Origin of the sequence: Desulfovibrio cuneatus DSM 11391 (genome assembly GCF_000430005.1) — a bacterium.
GTDB lineage: Bacteria > Desulfobacterota > Desulfovibrionia > Desulfovibrionales > Desulfovibrionaceae > Frigididesulfovibrio > Frigididesulfovibrio cuneatus.
The window spans coordinates 73,245-94,548 of sequence record NZ_AUCY01000011.1 but is presented as its reverse complement, the minus strand read 5'-3'; the positions used below and the strand labels follow the sequence as shown (position 1 = coordinate 94,548).

Here is a 21,304-nt window from a genome sequence, read left to right as displayed (position 1 = left end):
AAAAGTTAAGTCCCCTACCAGCCAGAAATGATATTTTTACGAATTATTTCATGCAAACAAAAAAAATACACTGCCATACGTCCATCAACAGCAGAAGAATGCCCGCCTGCTGTACAACATGGAGCCATGCAGGAAACTACTTCTTTCAGTCTTATGTTGCAGGAAAGGGCTTAGGCAGCAATAACAAGCCCTCCCCCCCCACAGCACAACAGGGTGACTGGCGCCCACAGGGGGTAAAACGTGCAGAGCAACGATGCACAGTATTACATGGGCTCAATGCGAACGTAAAGGTCGCCGCTCCAGTTGCCCAGCCTGCGCCCCATGCCCCGCAGGCGAATGGCCTTTTCCGGGGTAAATTCAGGCGGCAGCACAACTTCCACTGTTTCCACCTCTCCGAGCAGGCCGTGCTGAATTTGCAGCCGTACCTTGGCACCGGGCATCAATTGCTCTTTGGGCAGCCGAATGGTTTGCTGGTCATCTATTTGCTTGCGCAGCCAGCCAGAAACCTTACCTAAAAAGCCGTTTTCGGCATGTACCCTGCGCACCCGTTGGCCTGGCTTAGGGGGCTGTGCGGGCTGCACCCGTGTGTGCCCATTGGGAGGTTGTTTGGCCCCAGGCCTGCCGCCTGTATGCGCAGTTTTAGGCTGGCTTGGGGCGTGCAGCCGCTCCTGCTCAATATGGCTGTAAATGTCTGAAAATACCCGCCGGGCAAAGTCGTCGTTCAAAATATCGCGCAGTACTTCTTCCCGGTGGGCCTGCTGTTCCGGGGCAAAATCATCAGCCCCGTTTTCCCATGCTTCATGGCGCGGGGTGCCAGCCTTTACATAGGCACGGTGGGCTTCTTCCCGTGTTTTGGGGCCTGCCTGGGCATTCCAGCCAGCCTGTTCCGCGGCTCTGGCTTTTGCAGCTTCCCGTTCTTTGGCACGTTTTGCCTCTTCCTGGGCTTTAGCCCTGGCGGCATCTGCCTTGGCCTTGGCCTTGGTAAATTCTTGCCACACTTTGGCTTTTACGGAATCGTCCTCTGCCCGGCTGCTGGCGCTTTGGGCTTTGCGCTCACCCATGGGGCGCTTTTGTTCCAGCTTGGCAGAAAGGGTCACATACGCTTCATTCAACTGCTGAAACAGCTTGCCAGCGTTGGGCACATCAGGGTTCAGGTCTGGATGCAAGGAAAACGCCAACTTACGGTAGGCGCTTTTAACTTCATCCAGAGGTGTGCCTTCAGGCAGCTTGAGTGTTGCGTAGCACTCTTTCAAGGTCATGTGGACGTTCCTTTTTACGGCATATTGTATGTAATCAAGCTATTCCAAATCTTCAATAAACAAAGCCCGCGGTGCGTCTTGTTCGGTTGTGCTCAGGCCTTCATTGCGCAGGTAGGCAAGTCCCTCTGCCTGAAAGGCTTCAAAGCCCATGCTGGCAGGAATGCCGGGGCAAAAATCTTTGGCCAGGGCAAGGCTTTCAGGGTCCAGCAGGTTACCACGAAAAAAGGGCCAGGCACGGCAAATATCTGGCTTGGCAACATGCACGCCACACCCGGTGCCCTCCACAAAGAACACGCATTTTTCATTGCTGCCCACTTGCAGCCGTACTTTTCCATTAGCGTGTTCGCCGTATTGGGCAATCATCACTTCCACGGAAAGGCCCAGGTGGGCGGCAAGCCGTTCTCTGTCTTTTCGGCTCATAACAATGCCACCTTTACCTTCGCAACAGTGGCCGCAGCATTTACAGGAAAATTGGGAAGACATGCTACTCCTTATGGGGGGCAACGCATTTTGCTGTTACCCGGTGGACGCGTGGCGGGCATCCGCGTAGCGTGTCGTTATATACTGTAAATACAAGGTACTATACCAAACACCTTGTTGTCCTGTGAAATGAGCGTTTCCTTAACTCGGTTTTTTCATGGCATCAATGGCAAACGCCCCATGCGGGGCAGCACGGCCCCCGGTGGCTTCGGCATGCACCACCATGGAGCAACGGTTTTCCACCACCACAATAGAATGCGGTGTTAACAGCGGGGGCACAGCACTGTTGCTAATGCCAAGCTGCATCCAGAATACCTTGGGCCGGTTAGACATACGCAACACTTCCTGTGCGTGGTCAAGGCAATATTGCGGGGCGCGGAACAGGTTTACCATGTCAACTTGCTCCTGCACTTCCAACAGGGTTGGGTAGGCGGGCAGGCCCCACACTTCCTTACGGGCAGGGTGAACAGGAATAACGGTAAACCCGGCAGCAATAAGGTAACGGCCCACTCTGTCCACATCGCTGTGCGGTTTGTCTTTGGCCCCAACAATGGCAATGGTACGTATACCTTGCCAAAAGGCTGGTGTGTGTATGGGGTGCTGCATGGCAAAGTTACCGGGGTTATATGGTATGGAAACGCTGCATTATTTCATTCAGGCAATTTGTGCGGTCTTTTTCCGTTTTCTGCCCTGCTTCATGCAACGGGGCAAAAATCTTTGGAAAGCGCGCCAAAAACTATAGCCCCCAAAAAGGCCAAAGGGCAAGCTTCAGTTACTTTTTCTTGGGTACAGGCTTTTTCCACATGCCAATGCCAGTAGCGGCACACAGCAGGGAAAACACGGGGACCGAAATGTTTAAAAAAGCGTACGGAGCAAATTCATAGGCGCTTACCCCAAGCACTCCCAGAATATAGAAGGCGTGGACGCTCCAGGGCACCAGGGGGCAGCCAATAGTGCCCGCGTCTTCACACGTGCGGGAAAGTACCAGCGGATTTATGCCTGCCTTGCGAAAAGGCTGTAAAAAGGCACGGCCCGGCACAATAACTGCCAGCATTTGGCTGCCAGTACCCAGCAGAATAATATAGGCTGCCAGCAGGGTGGAACCCACCAGGCGCAAGGCGGAATGCGCCCCTGCCAGCATGGCGTCCAACAATACTGCCAGTATTTTGGCCCGCTCAAGAATGCCCCCAAACGCCACGCCGGAACACAGCAGCAACACTGTGGGCATAATGCTCATAAGCCCCCCGCGGGAGAGCAGCGTATCAAGCCCGGCCAACCCGGTGGAGGCCTTGTAGCCTGTGGTCATGCTTTTTGCCAGGCTTTCCAGGGGGACACCATAAAACATGGCAATACCAATGGCGGAAACAAGGCAGGCCAGCATGGTGGGCAGTACTGGCATACGCATAAGGGCCAGGCTAATCATAAGAACAGGTGGCAGAAACACCACTGGGGAAAGGGGAAACGATTTTTCAATACCTTCCAGCAAGGGCAGCAGGTTGCTTTGTTCTGCCCCGGTGGGGGCGTGCCCCGCCCCAAGAAGAGTATACAAAACCGCTGCCACAACAAAAGCGGGCACGGTTGTCCACATCATGGAAGCAATGTGCTGGAACAGCGGCACTTCACATATACTGGCGGTGATGTTGGTGGAATCAGACACGGGAGACATTTTATCCCCCAGGTAGGCACCGGAAACAATGGCACCCACTGTCATGGCAGGGGAAAAGCCGAGGGCCGTGCCCACACCCAGCAGGGCAACACCAAGGGTACCCATGGTGCCAAAAGAAGTGCCCGTGGCAAGGGAAGAAACCGAACAAAGGAACAGGGCTGAAAGCAAAAAATGCTGCGGAGCAATAAGTTTAAGCCCCCAGTAAATAATGGCAGGAATGGTGCCGGAAGCAAGCCAGGCGGCAATAATCATGCCCACCAGCAACAAAATAGCTATGGCAATTTGAATGCGCCCAAGGGCTTCAAACATGCCTCCCTGCAATTCTTCCCAGGTATACCCGTTAGGAAAGAAGGGGTTTTTCAGGCACATGCAACCAGCCACAGCAATGGCTGCCAGCAGGGGCAGCACAGGGGGGCGAATGGTCATCCAAACCGTGCCGTACAAAATAATGCCAATAGGCAGGCAAAAGGTAAGAATGGCCCATAAAAGGGAAGGTTTACGCTGTGTGCTCGTCATGACGTTCCTTATGCTGCGGAAGGTAAACGGTTATGCCTGTATAAAGGCATGGGCTTTTGCCCCTAGAATGCATGGGATGTAAGGCCCAACCATTGCCATGGGGGGCATAAAGGCATGGCCCGTGCCCATGGCCGGGTGCTGTTGTGGCGGTTTGGTAAAAACACCCATAGCAGTGTAGCGCATCTGCCGCCGGGGCACAAGCGGTGGCAGGGCAAAAAAAGGATGCCGGGGGAGGTGTTTTGATGATTTACAGACCAGAACCTGTATATTTAGAGGTGCAGTATGAAGCGCAGAGGCATTATAGCTGGATAATGAAGGAAATAGGTGGGGTGGGCTATTTTTGCAAAGGAAAGTTATTGACCCTGATACCGCCATAAGGCACACTATTGCAGCCAAGCGGCCCTGCATTTTTTGGGAACGCTCTGTACGCAGTGGTTCCTTTTTTGCCCCTTGTTCCCGCCTTCCTGGTGGAAGAGTTTCGTGAGGAGAAACACCCATGATGTTTGACATAGATAAGGAAATGCTTCCCCGCGATGAACTGGAAGCCCTGCAATTAAAGCGCCTGCAAAACCTGTGCGAGCGCCTGTATGCCAACGTACCCTACTACCGCCAGGCGTTTGATGAATGCGGCGTGAAGCCGGGGGACGTACGCTCCTTGAAAGACCTTGCCCGCTTGCCCTTTACGGAAAAACAGCACCTACGCAGCGGCTACCCCTTTGGCATGTTTGCGGTACCGCGTGAAACCATTGTACGCCTCCATGCTTCCAGTGGAACCACGGGGCGCGCCACTGTGGTTGGCTACACCAAGCGCGACGTACACAACTGGGGCGAACTCATGGCCCGCTGCCTGTGCGCTGCCGGGCTCGGCCCTGCCGACTTTATCCATAACGCCTACGGCTACGGCCTGTTCACTGGCGGGCTTGGCGTGCACTACGGGGTAGAGCACCTGGGGGCCACGGTAATTCCCATGTCTGGCGGCAGTTCCAAGCGCCAGGTACAGCTTATGCGCGACTTTGGTGCCACAGGCATTACCTGCACCCCTTCCTATGCCATGTACTTGCATGAGGTAGGCATGGACGAAGGCATAGACATTCGCGATTTACCCCTGCGCGTTGGCGTGTTTGGTGCAGAACCCTGGACAGAAGAAATGCGCCAGGAAATTGAAACCAAACTGGGCATTGACGCTCTGAATATTTACGGCCTTTCTGAAGTAATGGGGCCGGGAGTGGCGCAGGAATGCCTGGAAGCAAAATGCGGCATGCATATTTTTGAAGACCACTTCCTGCCGGAAATTATTGACCCTGCCACAGGGCGCCCCCTGCCCCCCGGCGAAACAGGCGAGCTGGTTATTACCACCCTGACCAAAGAAGGTATTCCGCTGCTGCGTTACCGTACCCGCGATATTACCACCCTTGATTATACTCCCTGCATATGTGGCAGAACCCATGTGCGCATGGGCCGCATTATTGGCCGCTCCGACGACATGCTGATTATTCGTGGGGTAAACGTATACCCGCAGCAGATTGAGGCCATTTTGGTGCAGGAAGAAGGCATTGCCCCGCATTATGAAATTGAAGTGAGCCGGCTGGAAAACCTGGACCACATGGAAGTACGGGTGGAAATTACTGAAGGCATGTTTGCTTCTGACGAAGTGCGCGTTATGCTGGAATATGAACGCAGGCTCCAAAAAGCCATCAAGGACTTCCTGAACATTACGGTGAAGGTGCGCCTGGTGCAGCCACGCAGCTTGCAACGTTCTGAAGGGAAGGCACAAAGGGTGTTTGACCGCCGCAACGAGTCTTAGGGAAACGCTGATTTACGCTGAACCAAAGCCCCCGCCACATGCGGGGGCTTTGCTGTTTTAGGATCATATGGTTTCTTTTATGCGCTTAATTTTGTTGCGCCACAATGGACAATAAACCACTTGACTTTTTTATGACTGCATGGAATTGAAACAACAAAGCACATAAAGCAACATAAAATTACGCATTTTACGGGAAAAGTGAACAACATGGAACATTCCAGCACCCCCGCACATGCCATATCGCATCCTGTACGTGGTGAACAGGCTTCCGCCCCCAAGGGAGAAGGAGAGCCGTTCCACGCTCTTGTTCCCACATGCCAAGACCCTTTGCTGCCTGAACAACGGCGGCAAAGAATGGCCCAGCTTATTCAGCAACGCGGGGCAGTACACACGCGGGAGCTTGCAAAAGCCCTTGGCACTTCCATGATGACCATTCGACGTGACCTGAAAGTGCTGGAACAACAAAATTTTTTGCAAACAACCTGGGGTGGGGCTGTGCCTCGCAACTTCCAGCCGCACGACATCCCCTACTCCCACAAAGCCACCCACATGCTTGCTGCCAAGCAGGCCATTGCCCGTGCTGCGGCCCAACTGGTGCAGGAAGATACCTGCCTGGTACTTGACGCTGGCACCACCACCCTGGAACTGGCCCGCCTTTTGGCCGGGCGGCGGCTTACGGTGGTTACCAACGATTTGCAAATTGCCCTTGTGCTGGCCCCGCATCCACAAACCACAGTACATGTGACTGGCGGCACCATCGACCCCGTAAGCCTTTCCTGCATAGACGCATCTTCCCTGACCATGCTCGGCTCTGTGCACGCCTCCCTGGCCTTTATTGGCACCAACGTGTGGGATGCACAACGGGGGGTAACCACCAGCTCGCGCGAAAAAATGAGCCTCAAGCAACGCATGATGCATAGCGCAGAAGCCAGCATTTTGCTGGTGGACAGCACCAAATATGCCAACTACAGCCCATGGCACGTGGCAGACCTGACAGGCTTCACCGAGGTGATTACAGACAGCGGCCTGCCTGCCGCCACCCGCAAGGGGTTGCTCACAACTGGGGTGCAACTGCGCATTGCCTAGGAAGCGCTGCCAAACAAAAGACTGAGCGTTTCCAGAATGTCACTTAATCAACTGCCCCCTTAATGTATTTTTTGCTGCATGCGGCTTGTACTTCAGATTTTTCAGAAGAAAGTAACAAAGGAATCTATATGAAAATAGCGGTTATTGCAGACGACCTGACAGGTGCCAACGCAAACGGTGCCCTGTTAACCGCCAAGGGCTTTCAAAGCGCCACGTGCTTAAGCCTTGCAGCATGGTCGCCAGAATTTTTTAAAGACTATACAGCCGTTGCCATGAGCGCGGATAGCCGCCTGTTGCGTCAGCAGGAAGCCTATGACGCTGTGTATGCCGCAGTAAGCACCCTGGCTGCGGAAGCGCCCGTTGTAACGGCCAAGCGTATAGACAGCACCTTGCGTGGCAACGTGGGGGCAGAAATTGAGGCTGCCCTTGCCGCCCTGGACGCTGTATTTGCCCAAAAAAATGGCCCAGCGCAGCCCCCCCATGTGGCCGTGGTGGTGCCTTCCTACCCATCTTCCGGGCGTATTGCTGTGGGTGGCTACCTTATTGTGCATGGTGTGCCGCTGGAATGCTCCCCCATTGCCAAAGATTCTGCCACCCCGCTGTTTGACACGGCTGTGGTAAAAATTATTCGCCGCCAAACAGCCCTGCCCATGGGCACGGTGCCCCTGGAAACGGTGCTGGCCGGGGCAGATGCCGTGCGCGCTGCGGTGCAAGCCACCGTGGCGAAGGGAAGCCGCATTGTAGTGTGCGACGCAGTGACTGACGACGACATTGCCGTTATTGCCGCGGCCTTGGGGGAAGTGCCTTTTCCTGTGCTGGCAGTGGACCCTGGGCCTTTTACAGCGGAACTTGCCGCTGTTAAGATAAAGTCCTTGCGCGACGAATTTGAGAACCGTATTTTCTGCGCCATTGGCAGCACAACGCAATTAACACGTATGCAAATGGAATATTTGCATGTAACCCACCCGTGTTATTTTTGCGCCGTCAATGTGCCTGCCCTGCTTTCCGCCCCACAGGAGCGGGCTGCGGAAGTGGCCAGGGTACTGCAAGAACTGCAACACGCCCCGCAAGATGCGGCTGTGCTTGGCGTGTGTACGGCAGCCAAGGCAGAAGATGTATTTTCCCTTGAAGGCATGGCCCAAAAAATGGGCAAAACCCCCAGTCAGATTTCCGAAGACATAACCAGTGGGCTTTCCACCATTGTGCGAGAGGCCCTTGCCACCCCTTCCCTACGCATTGGGGGCCTCTACACTTCCGGCGGCGAAGTTACAGTAAGTGCCATTGAACACCTTTCCGCCAGGGGGTTTAGCGTGCGTGACGAAGTGTTGCCCCTTGCTGTTTACGGCAGGGTGATTCATGGTGATTTCCCGGACTTGCCCATGGTAACCAAGGGCGGGTTTGTAGGCGACAAAGAAAGCCTGGTGCATTGTGTTGACTATTTGTTCACCAAAATATCGACAAAAAAACGTAAAGGGCAGGTGTAAAATGAAACCGTTAATTTGTGTTCCCATGGGTGACCCGGCAGGGGTTGGCCCGGAAATTCTGGCAGCAGCACTGGCAGACCCTGTAGTAAAAAATGCCGCCCGCGTGGTGGTGGTGGGCAACAAGGCCGTTATGCAAAAGGCCGCAGCCATTGCCAAAGTGAACCTGCCTGTGAACCTGGTAAAGGAAAACCTTTCCGGCATTAAGGAAGGCGTGCTGAACCTGCTGGACATGAACAACATGGACATGGGTACTTTTACTTACGGCCAAGTGCAGGCCCAGTGCGGCAATGCCGCGTTTGAGTACATCAAAAAGTCGGTGGAACTTGCCATGAGTGGTACTGTGGATGCACTTGCCACCACCCCCATCAACAAGGAATCCCTCAAGGCTGCCAACGTGCCTTACATTGGGCATACGGAAATTCTGGGCGACCTTTCCGGCACCAAAGAACCGCTTACCATGTTTCAGGTGCTTGGTTTGCGCGTGTTTTTCCTTACCCGCCACCTTTCCCTTATAGACGCGTGCAAGGCCATAACCAAAGAACGGGTTGGACGCTACATTACCCTGTGCAATGAAGCACTGCAAACGCTGGGCATTGAAAATCCTTCCCTTGCCGTGGCAGGGTTAAACCCCCACTGCGGGGAACATGGCCTGTTTGGTGATGAAGAAGACCGCGAAATTTTGCCCGCCATTATGGAAGCCCAGGTGGCAGGCATTAAGGTTGTGGGGCCAAAACCCGCAGATTCCGTGTTCCACTTTGCCCTGAAAGGCGCTTGGGACGCAGTACTTTCCCTGTACCACGACCAGGGGCACATTGCCACCAAGATGGTGGATTTTGAGCGCACCATTTCCCTGACCATTGGCATGCCATTTTTACGTACTTCCGTGGACCACGGCACCGCGTTTGACATTGCCGGAACAGGCAAGGCCAGCGCTGTGAGCATGGTGGAAGCCATTCGCCTTGCGGCTTTGTATGCCCCCAATTTTAAAGGCCACAGTGCTTCCTAATTTTTATAGCGAAGACTGATTAAATAGCCTTTGGGAAACGCGCAGTTATTTCGTTTGGCAAGGTCGGGGACACAGGCCCTGTGCGCGAGCTTTTTTTGAAGCAAAAGTGACAATTCCGTCTTGGGTTGATTCCCTAAAGCCGACGGCCGTCGCGAGCATAGCGAGCCGTGGAGCGAGGGCGGAGGGAACAGACAGCTTTGCTGGCTGTTCATTTCAACGAAGCCCGAGTGGAGAAAGGAAGACGGCAGTCGCGAGCATAGCGAGCCGTGGAGCGAGGGCGGAGGGAACAGACAGCTTTGCTGGCTGTTCATCTCAACGAAGCCCAAGCGGAAGAAAGTCGCCAAACGGAATAAATCAGCGTTTCCATAGTTGCATGCTGTGCCCGCAACAAGGCTGGGCAAGTATAAAATGCCTTTACGGCACAACGAACTTTTCAGGAGTGACAGTATGGAACAAGGTACACAAATGATTTTGGGGCTTCTGGCAGGTATAACCCTGTTGGTGGTGCTCATTCTGTACACCCGTATTCACGCCTTCCCGGCGCTCATTATTGCCGCCATCACCACCGGGGTTGTGGGGGGCATGCAGTTTGGCGCGGTCATGGCCTCTGTTACCAAAGGCTTTGGTGGTACCCTTGGCAGCATTGGTATTATTATTGGCTTTGGTATTATGATGGGTGCGCTGTTTGAACAGTCTGGCGCGGCAAAACGCATGGCCCAGGTATTCTTGCGGCTATTCGGCAAGGGGCGTGAAGAAATTGCCCTGGCCACCACAGGCTTTTTGGTGTCCATTCCTATTTTTTGCGACTCTGGCTTTGTTATTCTTTCCCCTCTTGCCAAGGCCATTTCACGCGCCACAGGCAAAAGCCTAATTACCCTGGGTGTGGCCCTGGCCGCTGGCCTGGTTATTACCCACCACCTTATTCCCCCCACCCCTGGCCCGGTGTTTGCGGCAGCCCAGTTTCAGGTGCCCCTTGGCTCCATGATTCTTTACGGGGCATTGCTGGCTATTCCCCTGACTTTTGTTTCCATTGGCTATGCCAAATATATTGGCAAAAAAATCTTCCGTCTGCCTGCCCCGGATGGCAGCGAAGGCTTTGTGGACCAGCCTTACGCCATTGGTGCAGGCGGCAACTGGCTGCACTCTTCAAAAGACGAAAACCTGCCTTCTGCCTTTATGAGCTTTGCTCCCATTCTGGTGCCTGTGGTGCTCATTCTGCTGGGTACCGCCACGAAAGCGCTGTATGGCGGGGCAGGCGCAATTAAACCGGAAACCATTTTGGGCATGCCTTTTGCCACCTTCATGAACTTGGTGGATGGCCTTGGCAACCCTGTGGTGGCTGTGGGCTTTGGTCTTGTTATTGCTGCTTACGGCCTTACCCGCAACATGACCCGGGAAGAAGTGGTTACCAGCATGGACCAGTCTGTAAAGCAGGCAGGCATTATTCTGCTGGTTACCGGCGGCGGCGGTGCGCTGGGCATGGTGCTGCGCGACAGCGGTGCAGGCGACCACGTAGCACGCCTAATTGCCGGCATGAGCTTGCCTGCCGTGGTACTGCCCCTGGCCATTGCCACCATTGTGCGCCTTGTACAGGGTTCTGGCACCGTGGCTATTACCACATCGGCTTCCATTGTGGCACCCATGGCGGCAACGTTGGGGCTGAACCCCACCCTTGGGGCACTGGCCTGCTGCACCGGGGCGTTCATTTTCTCGTACTTTAACGACAGCTACTACTGGGTGGTAAACCGCATCCTGGGCGTGGTGGACGTGCGCCAGCAAATTCGGGTGTGGTCCGTAACCACTACCCTGTGCTGGGCTGTGGGGTGTACCATTCTTATTATTACCGATATGTTTTTGATGTAATGTGAGGGAGTTCCGTTACGGAACTAAAAAGGGGGCGCACTGCGGTGTGCCCCCTTTTTTGGGTATTTCTGATTCACTTTTTTTGCGGCGCATGCGCCACACCATTAATTTTTTCTCTTTATTCATCTGATTCGCCAGAGGGGGGTTGCGGCGCATGCGCCACACCATTTCTCATTTTTATTATTCATCCGATTCGCCAGAGGGGTGTTGCGGCGCATGCGCCACACCATTCCTCTTTTCTTGTTTTGTTTGCCGCTCCGCTTGGGTCAGGGGGCCCTCGCGCGGCCCCCTAACAACCCCACGCGCTTGGGGCTGCGCCCCAAGACCCGCTAAGCCTGTGGCTCGCGCTCAGTATATTTGTTCTGCTTACTCGCTACGCTCGTAACACGAACAAATATATTCGCGCGGGATATCACTGTACAAGTTATGGGTAAGCGCGTCTAATACAGCTAAGGACACGCACAAGCTGTGCCGCAAAAGGTAATCGCCCCTCTGCAAAACAGTGCTGATAAAATCTACCGTACTTCGCATGGGTAAGTGGGCGCAGCAAAGCGCACATACGCTGGTGGTGCTATGGGTAAACTCGTCTGATGCAGCTAAGGACACGCACAAGCTGTGCCGCAAAAGGTAATCGCCCCTCTGCAAAGCAGTGCTGATAAAATATACCGCACTTCGCATGGGTAAGTGGGCGCAGCAAAGCGCACATACGCTGGTGGTGCTATGGGTAAACTCGTCTAATACAGCTAAGGACACGCACAAGCTGTGCCGCAAAAGGTAATCGCCCCTCTGCAAAACAGTGCTGATAAAATCTACCGTACTTCGCATGGGTAAGTGGGCGCAGCAAAGCGCACATACGCTGGTGGTGCTATGGGTAAACTCGTCTGATGCAGCTAAAGACACGCACGAGCTGTGCCGCAAAGGGGCATTGCTATCACAAAATGACGCGGCGCTTCGCCGCACCTTACAGATAATTCTCTTAGTCTCCCCCGTCCTCAGCGCGCTTTGTTGCGCCCCGTCACTCATGCGCAGTTCAGTACACTTTTACACCGCTTCCCGTCAGTAAAGCGCGTACCTTATGTGGTACAACTTTTATCATAATGCGTAATAGATAAGAGCCCCTCATTCATACCCTGCACGGTGTTCTCCCCGCGCGGTTCTATTTGTTTGCGTCCCGAGCGTAGCGAGGCAGGAAACAAATAGTCAAAGCGCGGGCCGAAACCTAGCAGGGTCACGGGGTGCAACCCCGTGGGTGTGGGGTTGTTAGGGGGCCGCACAAGGGCCCCCTAACCCTTAGCGGAGCGGCAAACAAAACAAGAAACAACAGGCTGGCGCGGCGGCACGCCGCACAACCTCTTACGCCACCTTCCCTTCAAAATCTGATGTACCATCCCCATAAAAAAGACGCACCCCATAACAAGGTACGTCTTTTTCTACAACCACGGGCCGTGCCCTGGCTGAAAGCGGAACTATAAGCCGGGTTTTGTCTCCCGCAAGCGGGGTGACCATCATTCCTCTAGGGCTACGGTCTCCCGCAGCCTCAAGCAATCTACCCGAGAGCTTCAGCCGGGCAGGCCTCAAGCGCTCTCCTATTTGATCTTGCTCCCAACGGGGTTTTCCTAGCTTACCGTGTTGCCACGGCAACTGGTGGGCTCTTACCCCACCGTTTCACCCTTACCACCGGAAATTTCCGGGGCGGTTTACTTTCTGTGGCACTCTCCGAGGGTTTCCCCCCCTGGGCGTTACCCAGCATTTTGCCCTGTGGAGCCCGGACTTTCCTCCCCGGTGCAAGGGTTTCCCCCATTCCCGCGGCGATGGTCCGTTCCGCTTTCAGCCAGGACACGGCCCCTGGCAATGGCTTTTATGTGCCCTCAGTAAATACAAGGGCACAACCAGAGTTATTCTACGGTTTATTCTTCGGCCTTTTGGGTCGGCTCAAAATGCTCCTGCCAAAACACAAGGCGCTGGCAGTTGGGGCAGGAAAGAATTTGGGTGCCTTTTTGCAGTTCAATATAGGCCTGGGGCGGAATGGCAATGTGGCAGCCACCGCATACGCGGTTCACCACAGAAACAATCACCGGGTGGTCCAGGCGTTCCCGAATAAATTCATAGCGGGTAAACACAGGCATGGGCACGTCTTTGCTCACTTCCGTGCGGCGCTGCACCAGTCCGCTGCGCACTGTCTGGCATTTGGAAACACGCGCTTCCAGGCCAGCTTCGCAGCGTTGCAGTTCGTCCTGCACGGCAGCAAATTCCGTTTCTACTTCTTCCTTAAGACCTCGTTGCAGGGTAAGCTCTTCAATCAACAAGGTTTTTTCTTCTTCCCGGTCACGGTTCACTTTTTCCAGTGAATCCATTTCCCGCACCATAGCGTGGTATTCCTTGCTATTAGCAACCTGCATCAGCTTGCTTTTACTTTTGCGAATACGGGCAGAATCGTCTTCAATTTCAATGCCAAGGCGTTTTTCCTGCTCGTGCAGGTGCTCCATTTTTTCGTTCTGGCGCTCACGGCGGGCCTGCACTTCAGCAAAGCGGGCGCGCAAGGCTTCCAATTCCTGGGGGGCAGCCTTCAGTTCTTTATCAAGGACATAAATTTCGTCATCAACCTTTTGCAAGGTAATAAGCTGGCGAATTTGGTTCAAATAAATGCTCAAGTGGATTTCCTCCTGGCCACAAAGGTTTCCTGCGCCAGGCAACCGCCCGGCGGGGTGAACACTCCACACGGGAATGTTCCTGTACACACCGCACATCGTGCGGCCTGCACCCCACACTCAACGTAAAAACGCAGGGTGTGGGAAAATTTACTGGGCTCTTGCCCTTTGCTATGCTGCGGCCTGCTCGTGTGCCAGCAGCTTACTCTGCCACTCGTTCCTGTTGCAGTGGGTCAACCGCGGGGAAAAAGCTTACTGGAACAGCAAGTTCAACGCCAAGCTGCTGGGCAAACCGGCGCATCATTTCTTCTTCCAGCAAAAAATGCCCTACATCCAACATGCGCAAAGGGGCTTCCAGGGCGGCATGGTATTTAATGTCGCCCGTAATAAAAACATCTGCACCAAGTTGCTTTGCCTCCAGGGCAAGGCTGCTGCCTGAACCGGGGCAACAGGCCACCCGGCGCACGGTTTTAGGCTGTGGTCCACTGGCTTGCCACTGCTGCCGCCCAAGCACTGTGCCTAGCTGCGCAGCAAACACGGCATATTCCAGCGGGGCGGGCAGTTCTCCTACAAAGCCAAAGCCCTGGGTGGGGCGTTCCGCTGTGGCAGGGGCAGTAGGTTCAAGCACTGTAAGCTGCACCAACCCAAGGGCCTGGGCCAGCCAGCACACCGGGCCTTCCGGGTTTACATCCAGCGAAGTATGGGCGCTGTAAAGCCAGCTCGCCCCGCCAAGCAGCAGGCTAAGAATACGCAGGTAGTCGTCGGCCTGGTTTGGAAAGCGCGGCTTCATGGAAAGCGGGTGGTGGGTAAACAAAAAGTCCACCCCAGCGGCGCGGGCCGCCTGCACAGTTGCCCATGAAGGGTCCAAAGCCACCCCCACGTGGGTAACATTGTCCATTAGGGCAGCCACCTGCACGCCGCTTGCATCCCAGGGGGCCTGGCCGCCCAGGGGGGCCGTTTTTTCTATAACTTTAATAATTTCAGATGCTTTCATCAAACCCTCCCATAAAAAGAAAAGGTGCTTTCCAGGGTGTGACCCAAGAAAAGCACCTTTTGCCCAATAATGTGGCAGAAAAATTGATAAGGCTTGGCTGTATGCATGAAATTGTATTGCTGGTGGTGAAGGCCGCTGCTCTTGAGTGCTTTTGTGGCAACTCAAAACGCGCCCTGATGGATTTCATCTTTATTAAGCGCAACTTGACCAACAGTCAATAAAAAAAAGGGGATTTGACAAAATAGTGTTGCTGCCTACGGGGCTATTACCCAGAAGGTGGAGAATGTGATGTTTTTTCACCTTCATTGCGTTGAAACATGGCAGACACAGCCCAGGTAAGTAACAGGGCATAGCCTGCGGCAATAACCCCCACAATGGTGTCGAAATACGCAGGGGCAGCAAAAGAAATACGCATAAGCAGTGTGGCAATAACATAGCCTGAGTTGCGGAACAGCGCCTGAAAATTGGGCAGAAAGCGCTGTGCCACCAGCACCATCAAAATATCGGCAAAAATGAGAATGGTGTACACGTTTTCAAAAAACGCCGGGGTTGTTTCCTTAGCTTTCAGGGTAGCAAGCATGGTCACTTCCGGGAACATGACTGCCAAAAAGCTGATAAATTTCAGCGCTACAAGGTAGGCCACGGCCACTATAAGCCCCAGGGAAAGCATTTTTTTCCACATTACATAACGCATAACTTCCTGGGGGGGCATGGAATTGTGAAAGCGTGGCATGCGGCTGTAAATGCCCAAGCAGCAAAATACCAAAAGCGCCCCCACACTGCTTACCACAATGCGCGGCACCACCACCTGGTCCAGGGCAAAGTCCATGGGGTCGTGGAAATAGGTAAGCTCCTTGAACGCATTGCGCAGCAAGATAAGGGCAAGAATTTCCAACTGCTTGGCAATGGCCCGTGAAATGGAATAGGGTATAGCAAAAATGAGCCCCATAACTTCCAAAAACAGCAGCATGGAAAACGCCAAATGCACTGCCTGAAAATGACTGAGGGGCACCTGGGTCAGAATATCTGGTGGCAAAAAAGCCAAAAGCCCCCAGCGGTTCAGTTGAATTCCCAAAAAACCAAGTATAAACAGGCAAATAAGCACAGAAGCCTGCAAACGTTCTGAACGTGGATGTTCCCACATATGGTGCAACAAATCAAAAAGGGAGGAGAGCCTGTAAAGCATATGCGTGCCTTATGGGGTACAGGGCAAAAGAGAAAAAGCCCCTTTCCCGCATGGAAAAAATGCTGTATGAAAGAAGTAGCAGAAAACACTTCTGATGTGCCGTGGAATATAGCATTCTCCACACCCCTCTGACAACTGCCATTTCACCAGCCTGCCCCCTTACAGGGCATTTTCCCTTCATTACAATAAACGAGATACCTATGCGTTGCCTTGTGGTGTATTCCAGCAAAACTGGCAATACCCGTGCCGTGGCCCAGGCCATTCACGCCATTATGCCCGCAGGCACCGCCCTGCTGCCTGTACAAGAAGCCCCAGCCCCGCACGGCTATGACTTGCTGTGCCTTGGTTTTTGGGTCACCCTTGGCGGGCCGGACCCTGCCATGCTTGCCTACATGCGCCGCATTGAAGCATGCACCGTGGGCCTGTTTGGCACCCTTGGGGCCTACACAGACTCCCCCCATGCCGACAAAGTGCGCCAGCGTGCCTTAGAAGCCGTGGCTCCCCACCCTACCCTTGGCGTGTTCCTGTGCCAGGGCAAAATTGACCCGGCCCACCTTGCCCGGCAAGCCGCCCGACCCAAGGAACAACAACGCCACCCCATGACAGAGGAGCGCCGAGAGCGCATCGCCGTTGCCGCTACCCACCCCGATGCACAAGACTTTGCCGCAGCACAGGCGTTTTTTAAAGAGATGCTGGCGAAATGCTGAAATAGACAATTTCCTAATTGATATTATTACATTCTACTTTGGGGAGGCCCTGCCTCCCCAAACCCCTCCGCCAAGGGCATGATGCCCTTGGAACCCCACATCAGCGTTCCCCTTACACGCGTGCTGTGCATAAAAACACCACATGCAGCACAGTTACCAACACCACAAACAGCGCCGTTGCCAGCTCATGGGTAAGCCCAAAGCACCCCAGCCTCAACGCCCCATGGGGGCACGCCCCCAGGCAGTCGCGGCACAGGGAACAGCGAAAGCCACTGCGCCCGTTCGCTCGCTCTACCGGGCTTAAGGCGGCATAGCGGCACACCCGTTCACACACACCGCACCCGGTGCAGCGTTCCGGCACAACGCGCACCCGCCAGAACGAAACACGCCCGACCACGTTGGCAATAAGCCCAATGGGGCAATAAGCCGTGCAATGCAGCATAAGGCCGTAGCGGCGGGAAAAGAGCAGCGTAATCCCCAGCCCCACCACACCAAACAACACTCCTGCCATGGCGGCTACATAGGCCTCAACCCCCAGCACCCGCAAGCCAAGGGCCACAGCCACCCCCAAAAGCCCCACCACAGGCCGCCCAAAACGCACAGCCCGCTGCCAAAATAGCGAAAGGGGCTGTATGCGTTGCTTATTGGTGGCAAGGGCGTCCCACCCGCCAAAATAACACAGGTGGCTACACCACGCGCTGCCCAGCAGCATCAGAGAAAACAGCAGCAAAAACACCATGAACAGCCCGCCCCCACGAAAAATGGGGCCAAACAGAATCATGCCGGGAATGGGCAGGTGCAGCGCCCCTGTCATGAGGAAAGTGGAAAACCCTGCCAACCCCAGAGCAAACTGGGCAAAAAACACCGAACAAAACAGCCACCACAGCCGCCGCCGCACCCTCCCTGCTTTAGCGGGCTGGCACAACAGCCCTGCCACCCAGGCAGCATACCACGCAGCCCCGGCCACCTGCACCATGCCCATGCCCGGAAAGAAGCGGTCTGCCAACAGGGGCACAAGGTTTGGCAAACGCCACCGCAGCCACCCCAGTAAGAACGCTGTGCCCAAAAACGCTACGGCCTGTACTGCCGAAATATATGCATGTGGCGCTGCCCCCTTTGCGTGCAGGCTGCCCTGCTCTTTCCGGCCTTGTATGGCTTTGGCATAGCGCCAGCACAACACACCTGCCAGCAGCGTAAACACAGCCACCCCGGCAAGAATTCCCGCGCCGCGCACAAACGGTTTCCCCATGGCAAGGCGCATGCCCACCAGGCGCTGGGCTGTTACCACCCACTCCCACGCCCCAAAGCCCAACACCCCGGCAAGGGCCAATGCCCCCCACGTTATGCGGCGTAAAAGTAAGCCAAGGCAGGCAAGGCAAAACACCACCATGCCGTCATCACTTTGCCGAAAGTAGTGCGCCCCAAGCAATAGCACCGCCAAAACACCTGGCAGCAATAACCACCATGAGGCTTTTTTCACTTGCTTAGGCCCTGTATTCATGCCTGTTCCAGAGTCAGGCTTTGCCCAATTGTCATTTTTTTCTGACAAATTATCTTCATCAGAATGCGTCATTTCATAACTTTTTAGTTTGCTATTCATAGCTCTTCCCAATGGTATCCGGCAGAGGATTATGGTGGCAATGCGCATGACAGAATTTCACAAAAAACTGCAAAAACATCGCTAAAACATTCAGCAAAAGCATTGACATTAAACATTGGCCCCACGTCTAAAACACACACGAATACCCTAACACAGGAATCAGCCTTACGACCAGCACAAATAAATACAACCATAAACGTATTGTATTAAAGGTCGTTTTTAGGCTCATATCCCTACTACGAACACCCTAGTTCATTGTTGTAGTTGTGATAATGAAATAGAGAACAAAGGAGGTGGAGAACCGTATTTTATCATTTCCAACACTTTCTTGCACCTTTGGAGAAACTATGAAGCAAGACACCACACCAAAAAACACACGATGGCTTGTAGCCACCAGCGTGCTTGTGGGGGCCTTGGTTGTGGGCTTTGCCGCTTTTGGCATGAAAACCACAGACCAGGCGGAGTTCTGCGGAAGCTGCCACGTTATGTCTGAAGCTGCCTGGACGCACTCGCAAAGCATTCATGCCAAGCTTGCCTGTAACGAATGCCACGCACCTGCCTCTCTCGCACAAAAACTTGTGTTCAAGGCCGAAGCCGGAACACGCGACATTTTTCACAACAGCTTCCAACGAGTTGCTGACGTTATCCACGCCAACCCCAACACCAAAGACGTTGTGCAGGAAAACTGCATTCGCTGCCACGGTGTAACGGTTTCAAAAGTGGCTATGGATAGCAAACCCTACTGCGTAGACTGCCACCGGTCTGTGCCGCACAAAACACGAACCCCTCTAGCAAAAAGGATGGCTGCTGATGAATAAGCGCATACTTCTTTTCGCCGGGCTGTGTGGCGTAGGCGTGCTGCTTTTTGCCGCCGCAAGCCGTTCAGAAATCAAGCCGCCCGTTACCCCCACCTACAAAACTGGCCTTGCTGCCAATGAAACGCGCAACTCTGCCTTTGGCAAAGAGTTTCCGTTGCACTTTGAATCGTACCAGATGAACAACCAGTCTGACGAAAAAACCATGACCCGCTTCAAGGGCTCCATTCCGTTTCGTAAAAACGACAACGTGAACCCACTGCCCAAGGGCTTCAAACAGGCTGCGCAGCCTTACCTGAAAAACCTGTGGCTGGGCTACCCCTTCAGCTTTGAATACAACGAAGCACGCGGGCACACTTACGGTATTCAAGACATTCTGGAAATTGACCGTATTAACAACTACAGTGAAAGCGCTGGCTTGCCTGCCACCTGCTGGAACTGTAAAACCCCAAAAATTCCAGAATGGGTTGCCGAATACGGCGACGACAAATTCTGGAGCATGAACTTTCATGATTTTCGTACCACTGACAAAATCAGCATGAAAGACCAAACCATTGGCTGTGCCAACTGCCACGATCCTAAAACAATGGAACTGGTCATTACCAGCATTCCGCTGAAGGAAGCCCTGGCAGAACAAGGCATTGACTGGACCAAGGCAACACGCAACGAAATGCGCGGCTATGTGTGCGGCCAGTGCCACGTGGAATACTATTTCATGGAAAAAGACCACGGCCCCAACAAGAAGCCCAAGTTCCCCTGGGCCAATGGTAAAAACCCTGACGACATGTATGAATACTACATGGATAAAGGCCCCAAAAACGCCCAGGGCGGGTTCGACAGTTTTGCAGACTGGACTCACCCTGTTTCCAAAACCCGCATGCTTAAAGCCCAGCACCCAGAGTTTGAAACCTGGGGCGACGGCCCCCACGGTGCGGCTGGCGTAAGCTGTGCAGACTGCCACATGCCCTACAAGCGCGTGGATGGCAAAAAGAAGATATCCAGCCACCTGTGGACTTCCCCGCTGCGTAACGATGAAATGATTCGTGACACCTGCGGCAACTGCCACGCCGATAAAACCCCGGCCTACCTGCGTGGCCGCGTGGAAGCCACCCAGAAAAAGACCTACGATCAGCTTATGACCGCACAGGACCTTTCCGTGAAGGCTCATGAAGCGGTGCGTCAGGCTTCTGAATGGACTGGGGAAAAAGCCGCCAACTACGACCAGCTCATGGCAGAAGCCCGTGAGTGGGTACGTAAAGGCCAGTTCTTCTGGGATTACGTTTCCGCTGAAAACAGCGTTGGCTTCCACAACCCTGTGAAAGCTCTGGATACCCTGGCGAAGTCGCAACAGTACAGCCAAAATGCCGTGAACGCTGCCATGGCAGCCACCAACTTTGGCATTGGTAAAACCCTGGAAGGCGACATTCACACCCTTGTGCCCCCCATTCTTGAATGGACGCGCAAAATGCAGATGGAGCCGGAAAACCTCCAGAAGCATATATGGACAAAGTACCTGACACCCCTGCCAAAGGCAGAGCGTGTGTGGCACTTGCAGGAACGTTTGCCCAAGGGGGATGCCCCGGCGGTGCCTGCTAACGTGAGTGCGAAGTAAGGGTTGCTGAGGAAACGCTGATTTATTCCATTTGGCTGCGTTACTTCACGTTTCTTGAAGCAGTCGAGGACGGAAGAGTCCACTCCTGCTTCAAGAAACGCTCGTGCCTTTCCAAACGAAACAACTGAGCGTTTCCAAAAGCAACTTTGCTCATAACTTCACAGGTTTTACGCTTCAGCAGAATACAGTAAAGACAGAGAGCCGCCCCCGCATTGGGGGGCGGCTTTTTGTTTGGAGAAGGGGATGGGGGAAAGGGGGGAGAAGGAATAGAGGGGGAGAGAGCGAGATTGTGCGGCGTGCCGCCGCACCAGCCCCGGCACCGCCATCCCTGCAAAGGCAGGGATCCAGTATTTTTAGGTATTTAGTCATTTTGTGCGGCCTACCGCCGCAACAGCCTGTTGTTTTTTGTTTTGTTTGCCGCTCCGCTTGGGTCGGAGGGGCCCTTGTGCGGCCCCCCGACACCCCCACACACTAGGGGCTCTGCCCCAAGACCCCGTTTAGACTCGCTGTCCGCGCTCAGGTAGATTTGTTCCGCTAACTCGCTGCGCTCGTGGCGCTACACAAATATATTCGCGCGG

The 21,304-nt window shown here is 54.2% G+C and carries 17 protein-coding genes and 1 other RNA gene; 9 read left to right on the top strand and 9 right to left on the bottom strand.

The window, feature by feature from the left end; translation table 11 throughout:
- Positions 1-263: 263 nt before the first annotated feature.
- The 4 genes from G497_RS0102005 to G497_RS0101985 form a co-directional block, all read right to left on the bottom strand.
- Positions 264-1,259 (bottom strand): J domain-containing protein, encoded by a 996-nt coding sequence (locus G497_RS0102005; protein WP_027186893.1) that lies wholly within the window; start codon positions 1,257-1,259, stop codon positions 264-266.
- Between the two features lie 39 nt (positions 1,260-1,298).
- On the bottom strand, positions 1,299-1,742 hold the full coding sequence (locus G497_RS0102000) for a YkgJ family cysteine cluster protein (protein WP_027186892.1): 444 nt from the start codon (positions 1,740-1,742) through the stop codon (positions 1,299-1,301).
- A gap of 138 nt (positions 1,743-1,880) precedes the next feature.
- Positions 1,881-2,345 (bottom strand): CoA-binding protein, encoded by a 465-nt coding sequence (locus G497_RS16235; protein WP_084515882.1) that lies wholly within the window; start codon positions 2,343-2,345, stop codon positions 1,881-1,883.
- A gap of 166 nt (positions 2,346-2,511) precedes the next feature.
- Positions 2,512-3,921, bottom strand: a complete 1,410-nt coding sequence (locus G497_RS0101985; RefSeq protein WP_027186891.1) for a Na+/H+ antiporter NhaC family protein — start codon at positions 3,919-3,921, stop codon at positions 2,512-2,514.
- Between the two features lie 496 nt (positions 3,922-4,417).
- On the opposite strand from G497_RS0101985, the gene G497_RS0101970 reads away from it, so the two are divergent.
- The 5 genes from G497_RS0101970 to G497_RS0101950 all read left to right on the top strand — a co-directional run bounded on the left by G497_RS0101970 (position 4,418) and on the right by G497_RS0101950 (position 11,164).
- Complete coding sequence (locus G497_RS0101970; RefSeq protein WP_027186890.1) at positions 4,418-5,725, top strand: phenylacetate--CoA ligase family protein; 1,308 nt, start codon at positions 4,418-4,420, stop codon at positions 5,723-5,725.
- A gap of 207 nt (positions 5,726-5,932) precedes the next feature.
- On the top strand, positions 5,933-6,811 hold the full coding sequence (locus G497_RS16230) for a DeoR/GlpR family DNA-binding transcription regulator (RefSeq protein ID WP_051257736.1): 879 nt from the start codon (positions 5,933-5,935) through the stop codon (positions 6,809-6,811).
- A gap of 128 nt (positions 6,812-6,939) precedes the next feature.
- The gene (locus G497_RS0101960; RefSeq protein WP_034636160.1) at positions 6,940-8,295 is read left to right on the top strand and encodes a four-carbon acid sugar kinase family protein; all 1,356 of its coding nucleotides are present in this window, start codon (positions 6,940-6,942) and stop codon (positions 8,293-8,295) included.
- A 1-nt stretch (position 8,296) separates the two neighbouring features.
- Entirely contained in the window at positions 8,297-9,301 is a 1,005-nt protein-coding gene (gene pdxA, locus G497_RS0101955; RefSeq protein ID WP_027186888.1) for a 4-hydroxythreonine-4-phosphate dehydrogenase PdxA, read from the top strand.
- A gap of 447 nt (positions 9,302-9,748) precedes the next feature.
- The gene (locus G497_RS0101950; RefSeq protein WP_027186887.1) at positions 9,749-11,164 is read left to right on the top strand and encodes a GntP family permease; all 1,416 of its coding nucleotides are present in this window, start codon (positions 9,749-9,751) and stop codon (positions 11,162-11,164) included.
- Positions 11,165-12,617: 1,453 nt separating this feature from the next.
- Here G497_RS0101950 and rnpB read toward each other — a convergent pair.
- From rnpB to G497_RS0101930, 3 genes are all read right to left on the bottom strand, one after another.
- An RNA gene (rnpB, locus tag G497_RS18820) (RNase P RNA component class A) lies at positions 12,618-12,992 on the bottom strand.
- A 79-nt stretch (positions 12,993-13,071) separates the two neighbouring features.
- Entirely contained in the window at positions 13,072-13,815 is a 744-nt protein-coding gene (locus G497_RS0101935; RefSeq protein ID WP_027186886.1) for a zinc ribbon domain-containing protein, read from the bottom strand.
- Positions 13,816-14,014: 199 nt separating this feature from the next.
- Positions 14,015-14,806, bottom strand: a complete 792-nt coding sequence (locus tag G497_RS0101930; RefSeq protein WP_027186885.1) for a Nif3-like dinuclear metal center hexameric protein — start codon at positions 14,804-14,806, stop codon at positions 14,015-14,017.
- A 38-nt stretch (positions 14,807-14,844) separates the two neighbouring features.
- Here G497_RS0101930 and G497_RS0101925 point away from each other — a divergent pair, with 38 nt between their 5' ends.
- Complete coding sequence (locus G497_RS0101925; protein WP_027186884.1) at positions 14,845-15,027, top strand: hypothetical protein; 183 nt, start codon at positions 14,845-14,847, stop codon at positions 15,025-15,027.
- A gap of 44 nt (positions 15,028-15,071) precedes the next feature.
- Here the strand turns inward: G497_RS0101925 and G497_RS16225 are convergent, their stop codons facing one another.
- Positions 15,072-15,992 (bottom strand): hypothetical protein, encoded by a 921-nt coding sequence (locus tag G497_RS16225; protein WP_034636159.1) that lies wholly within the window; start codon positions 15,990-15,992, stop codon positions 15,072-15,074.
- A 200-nt stretch (positions 15,993-16,192) separates the two neighbouring features.
- On the opposite strand from G497_RS16225, the gene G497_RS0101910 reads away from it, so the two are divergent.
- Complete coding sequence (locus tag G497_RS0101910; protein WP_027186883.1) at positions 16,193-16,699, top strand: flavodoxin family protein; 507 nt, start codon at positions 16,193-16,195, stop codon at positions 16,697-16,699.
- Between the two features lie 112 nt (positions 16,700-16,811).
- On the opposite strand, the gene G497_RS0101905 is transcribed toward G497_RS0101910, so the two are convergent.
- Complete coding sequence (locus G497_RS0101905; RefSeq protein WP_169726955.1) at positions 16,812-18,200, bottom strand: 4Fe-4S binding protein; 1,389 nt, start codon at positions 18,198-18,200, stop codon at positions 16,812-16,814.
- A gap of 446 nt (positions 18,201-18,646) precedes the next feature.
- On the opposite strand from G497_RS0101905, the gene G497_RS0101900 reads away from it, so the two are divergent.
- Both G497_RS0101900 and G497_RS0101895 read left to right on the top strand, forming a co-directional pair.
- Complete coding sequence (locus G497_RS0101900; RefSeq protein ID WP_027186881.1) at positions 18,647-19,117, top strand: NapC/NirT family cytochrome c; 471 nt, start codon at positions 18,647-18,649, stop codon at positions 19,115-19,117.
- Positions 19,110-20,726: an ammonia-forming cytochrome c nitrite reductase subunit c552 gene (locus G497_RS0101895; protein WP_027186880.1), complete on the top strand. Its 1,617-nt coding sequence runs from the start codon at positions 19,110-19,112 to the stop codon at positions 20,724-20,726. The genes G497_RS0101900 and G497_RS0101895 overlap by 8 nt, the downstream gene beginning before the upstream one ends.
- Positions 20,727-21,304 lie beyond the last annotated feature (578 nt).

What these genes read in the sequence shown, in the direction of transcription:
- G497_RS0102005 (WP_027186893.1), bottom strand. Translation starts at nt 1,259, where the DNA reads ATGACCTTGAAAGAGTGCTACGCAACACTCAAGCTGCCTGAAGGCACA.
- G497_RS0101895 (WP_027186880.1), top strand. Translation starts at nt 19,110, where the DNA reads ATGAATAAGCGCATACTTCTTTTCGCCGGGCTGTGTGGCGTAGGCGTG.
- G497_RS0101900 (WP_027186881.1), top strand. Translation starts at nt 18,647, where the DNA reads ATGAAGCAAGACACCACACCAAAAAACACACGATGGCTTGTAGCCACC.
- G497_RS0101905 (WP_169726955.1), bottom strand. Translation starts at nt 18,200, where the DNA reads ATGAATACAGGGCCTAAGCAAGTGAAAAAAGCCTCATGGTGGTTATTG.
- G497_RS0101930 (WP_027186885.1), bottom strand. Translation starts at nt 14,806, where the DNA reads ATGAAAGCATCTGAAATTATTAAAGTTATAGAAAAAACGGCCCCCCTG.
- G497_RS0102000 (WP_027186892.1), bottom strand. Translation starts at nt 1,742, where the DNA reads ATGTCTTCCCAATTTTCCTGTAAATGCTGCGGCCACTGTTGCGAAGGT.
- G497_RS0101985 (WP_027186891.1), bottom strand. Translation starts at nt 3,921, where the DNA reads ATGACGAGCACACAGCGTAAACCTTCCCTTTTATGGGCCATTCTTACC.
- G497_RS0101970 (WP_027186890.1), top strand. Translation starts at nt 4,418, where the DNA reads ATGATGTTTGACATAGATAAGGAAATGCTTCCCCGCGATGAACTGGAA.
- G497_RS0101960 (WP_034636160.1), top strand. Translation starts at nt 6,940, where the DNA reads ATGAAAATAGCGGTTATTGCAGACGACCTGACAGGTGCCAACGCAAAC.
- G497_RS0101950 (WP_027186887.1), top strand. Translation starts at nt 9,749, where the DNA reads ATGGAACAAGGTACACAAATGATTTTGGGGCTTCTGGCAGGTATAACC.
- G497_RS0101910 (WP_027186883.1), top strand. Translation starts at nt 16,193, where the DNA reads ATGCGTTGCCTTGTGGTGTATTCCAGCAAAACTGGCAATACCCGTGCC.
- pdxA (WP_027186888.1), top strand. Translation starts at nt 8,297, where the DNA reads ATGAAACCGTTAATTTGTGTTCCCATGGGTGACCCGGCAGGGGTTGGC.
- G497_RS16225 (WP_034636159.1), bottom strand. Translation starts at nt 15,992, where the DNA reads ATGCTTTACAGGCTCTCCTCCCTTTTTGATTTGTTGCACCATATGTGG.
- G497_RS16235 (WP_084515882.1), bottom strand. Translation starts at nt 2,345, where the DNA reads ATGCAGCACCCCATACACACACCAGCCTTTTGGCAAGGTATACGTACC.
- G497_RS16230 (WP_051257736.1), top strand. Translation starts at nt 5,933, where the DNA reads ATGGAACATTCCAGCACCCCCGCACATGCCATATCGCATCCTGTACGT.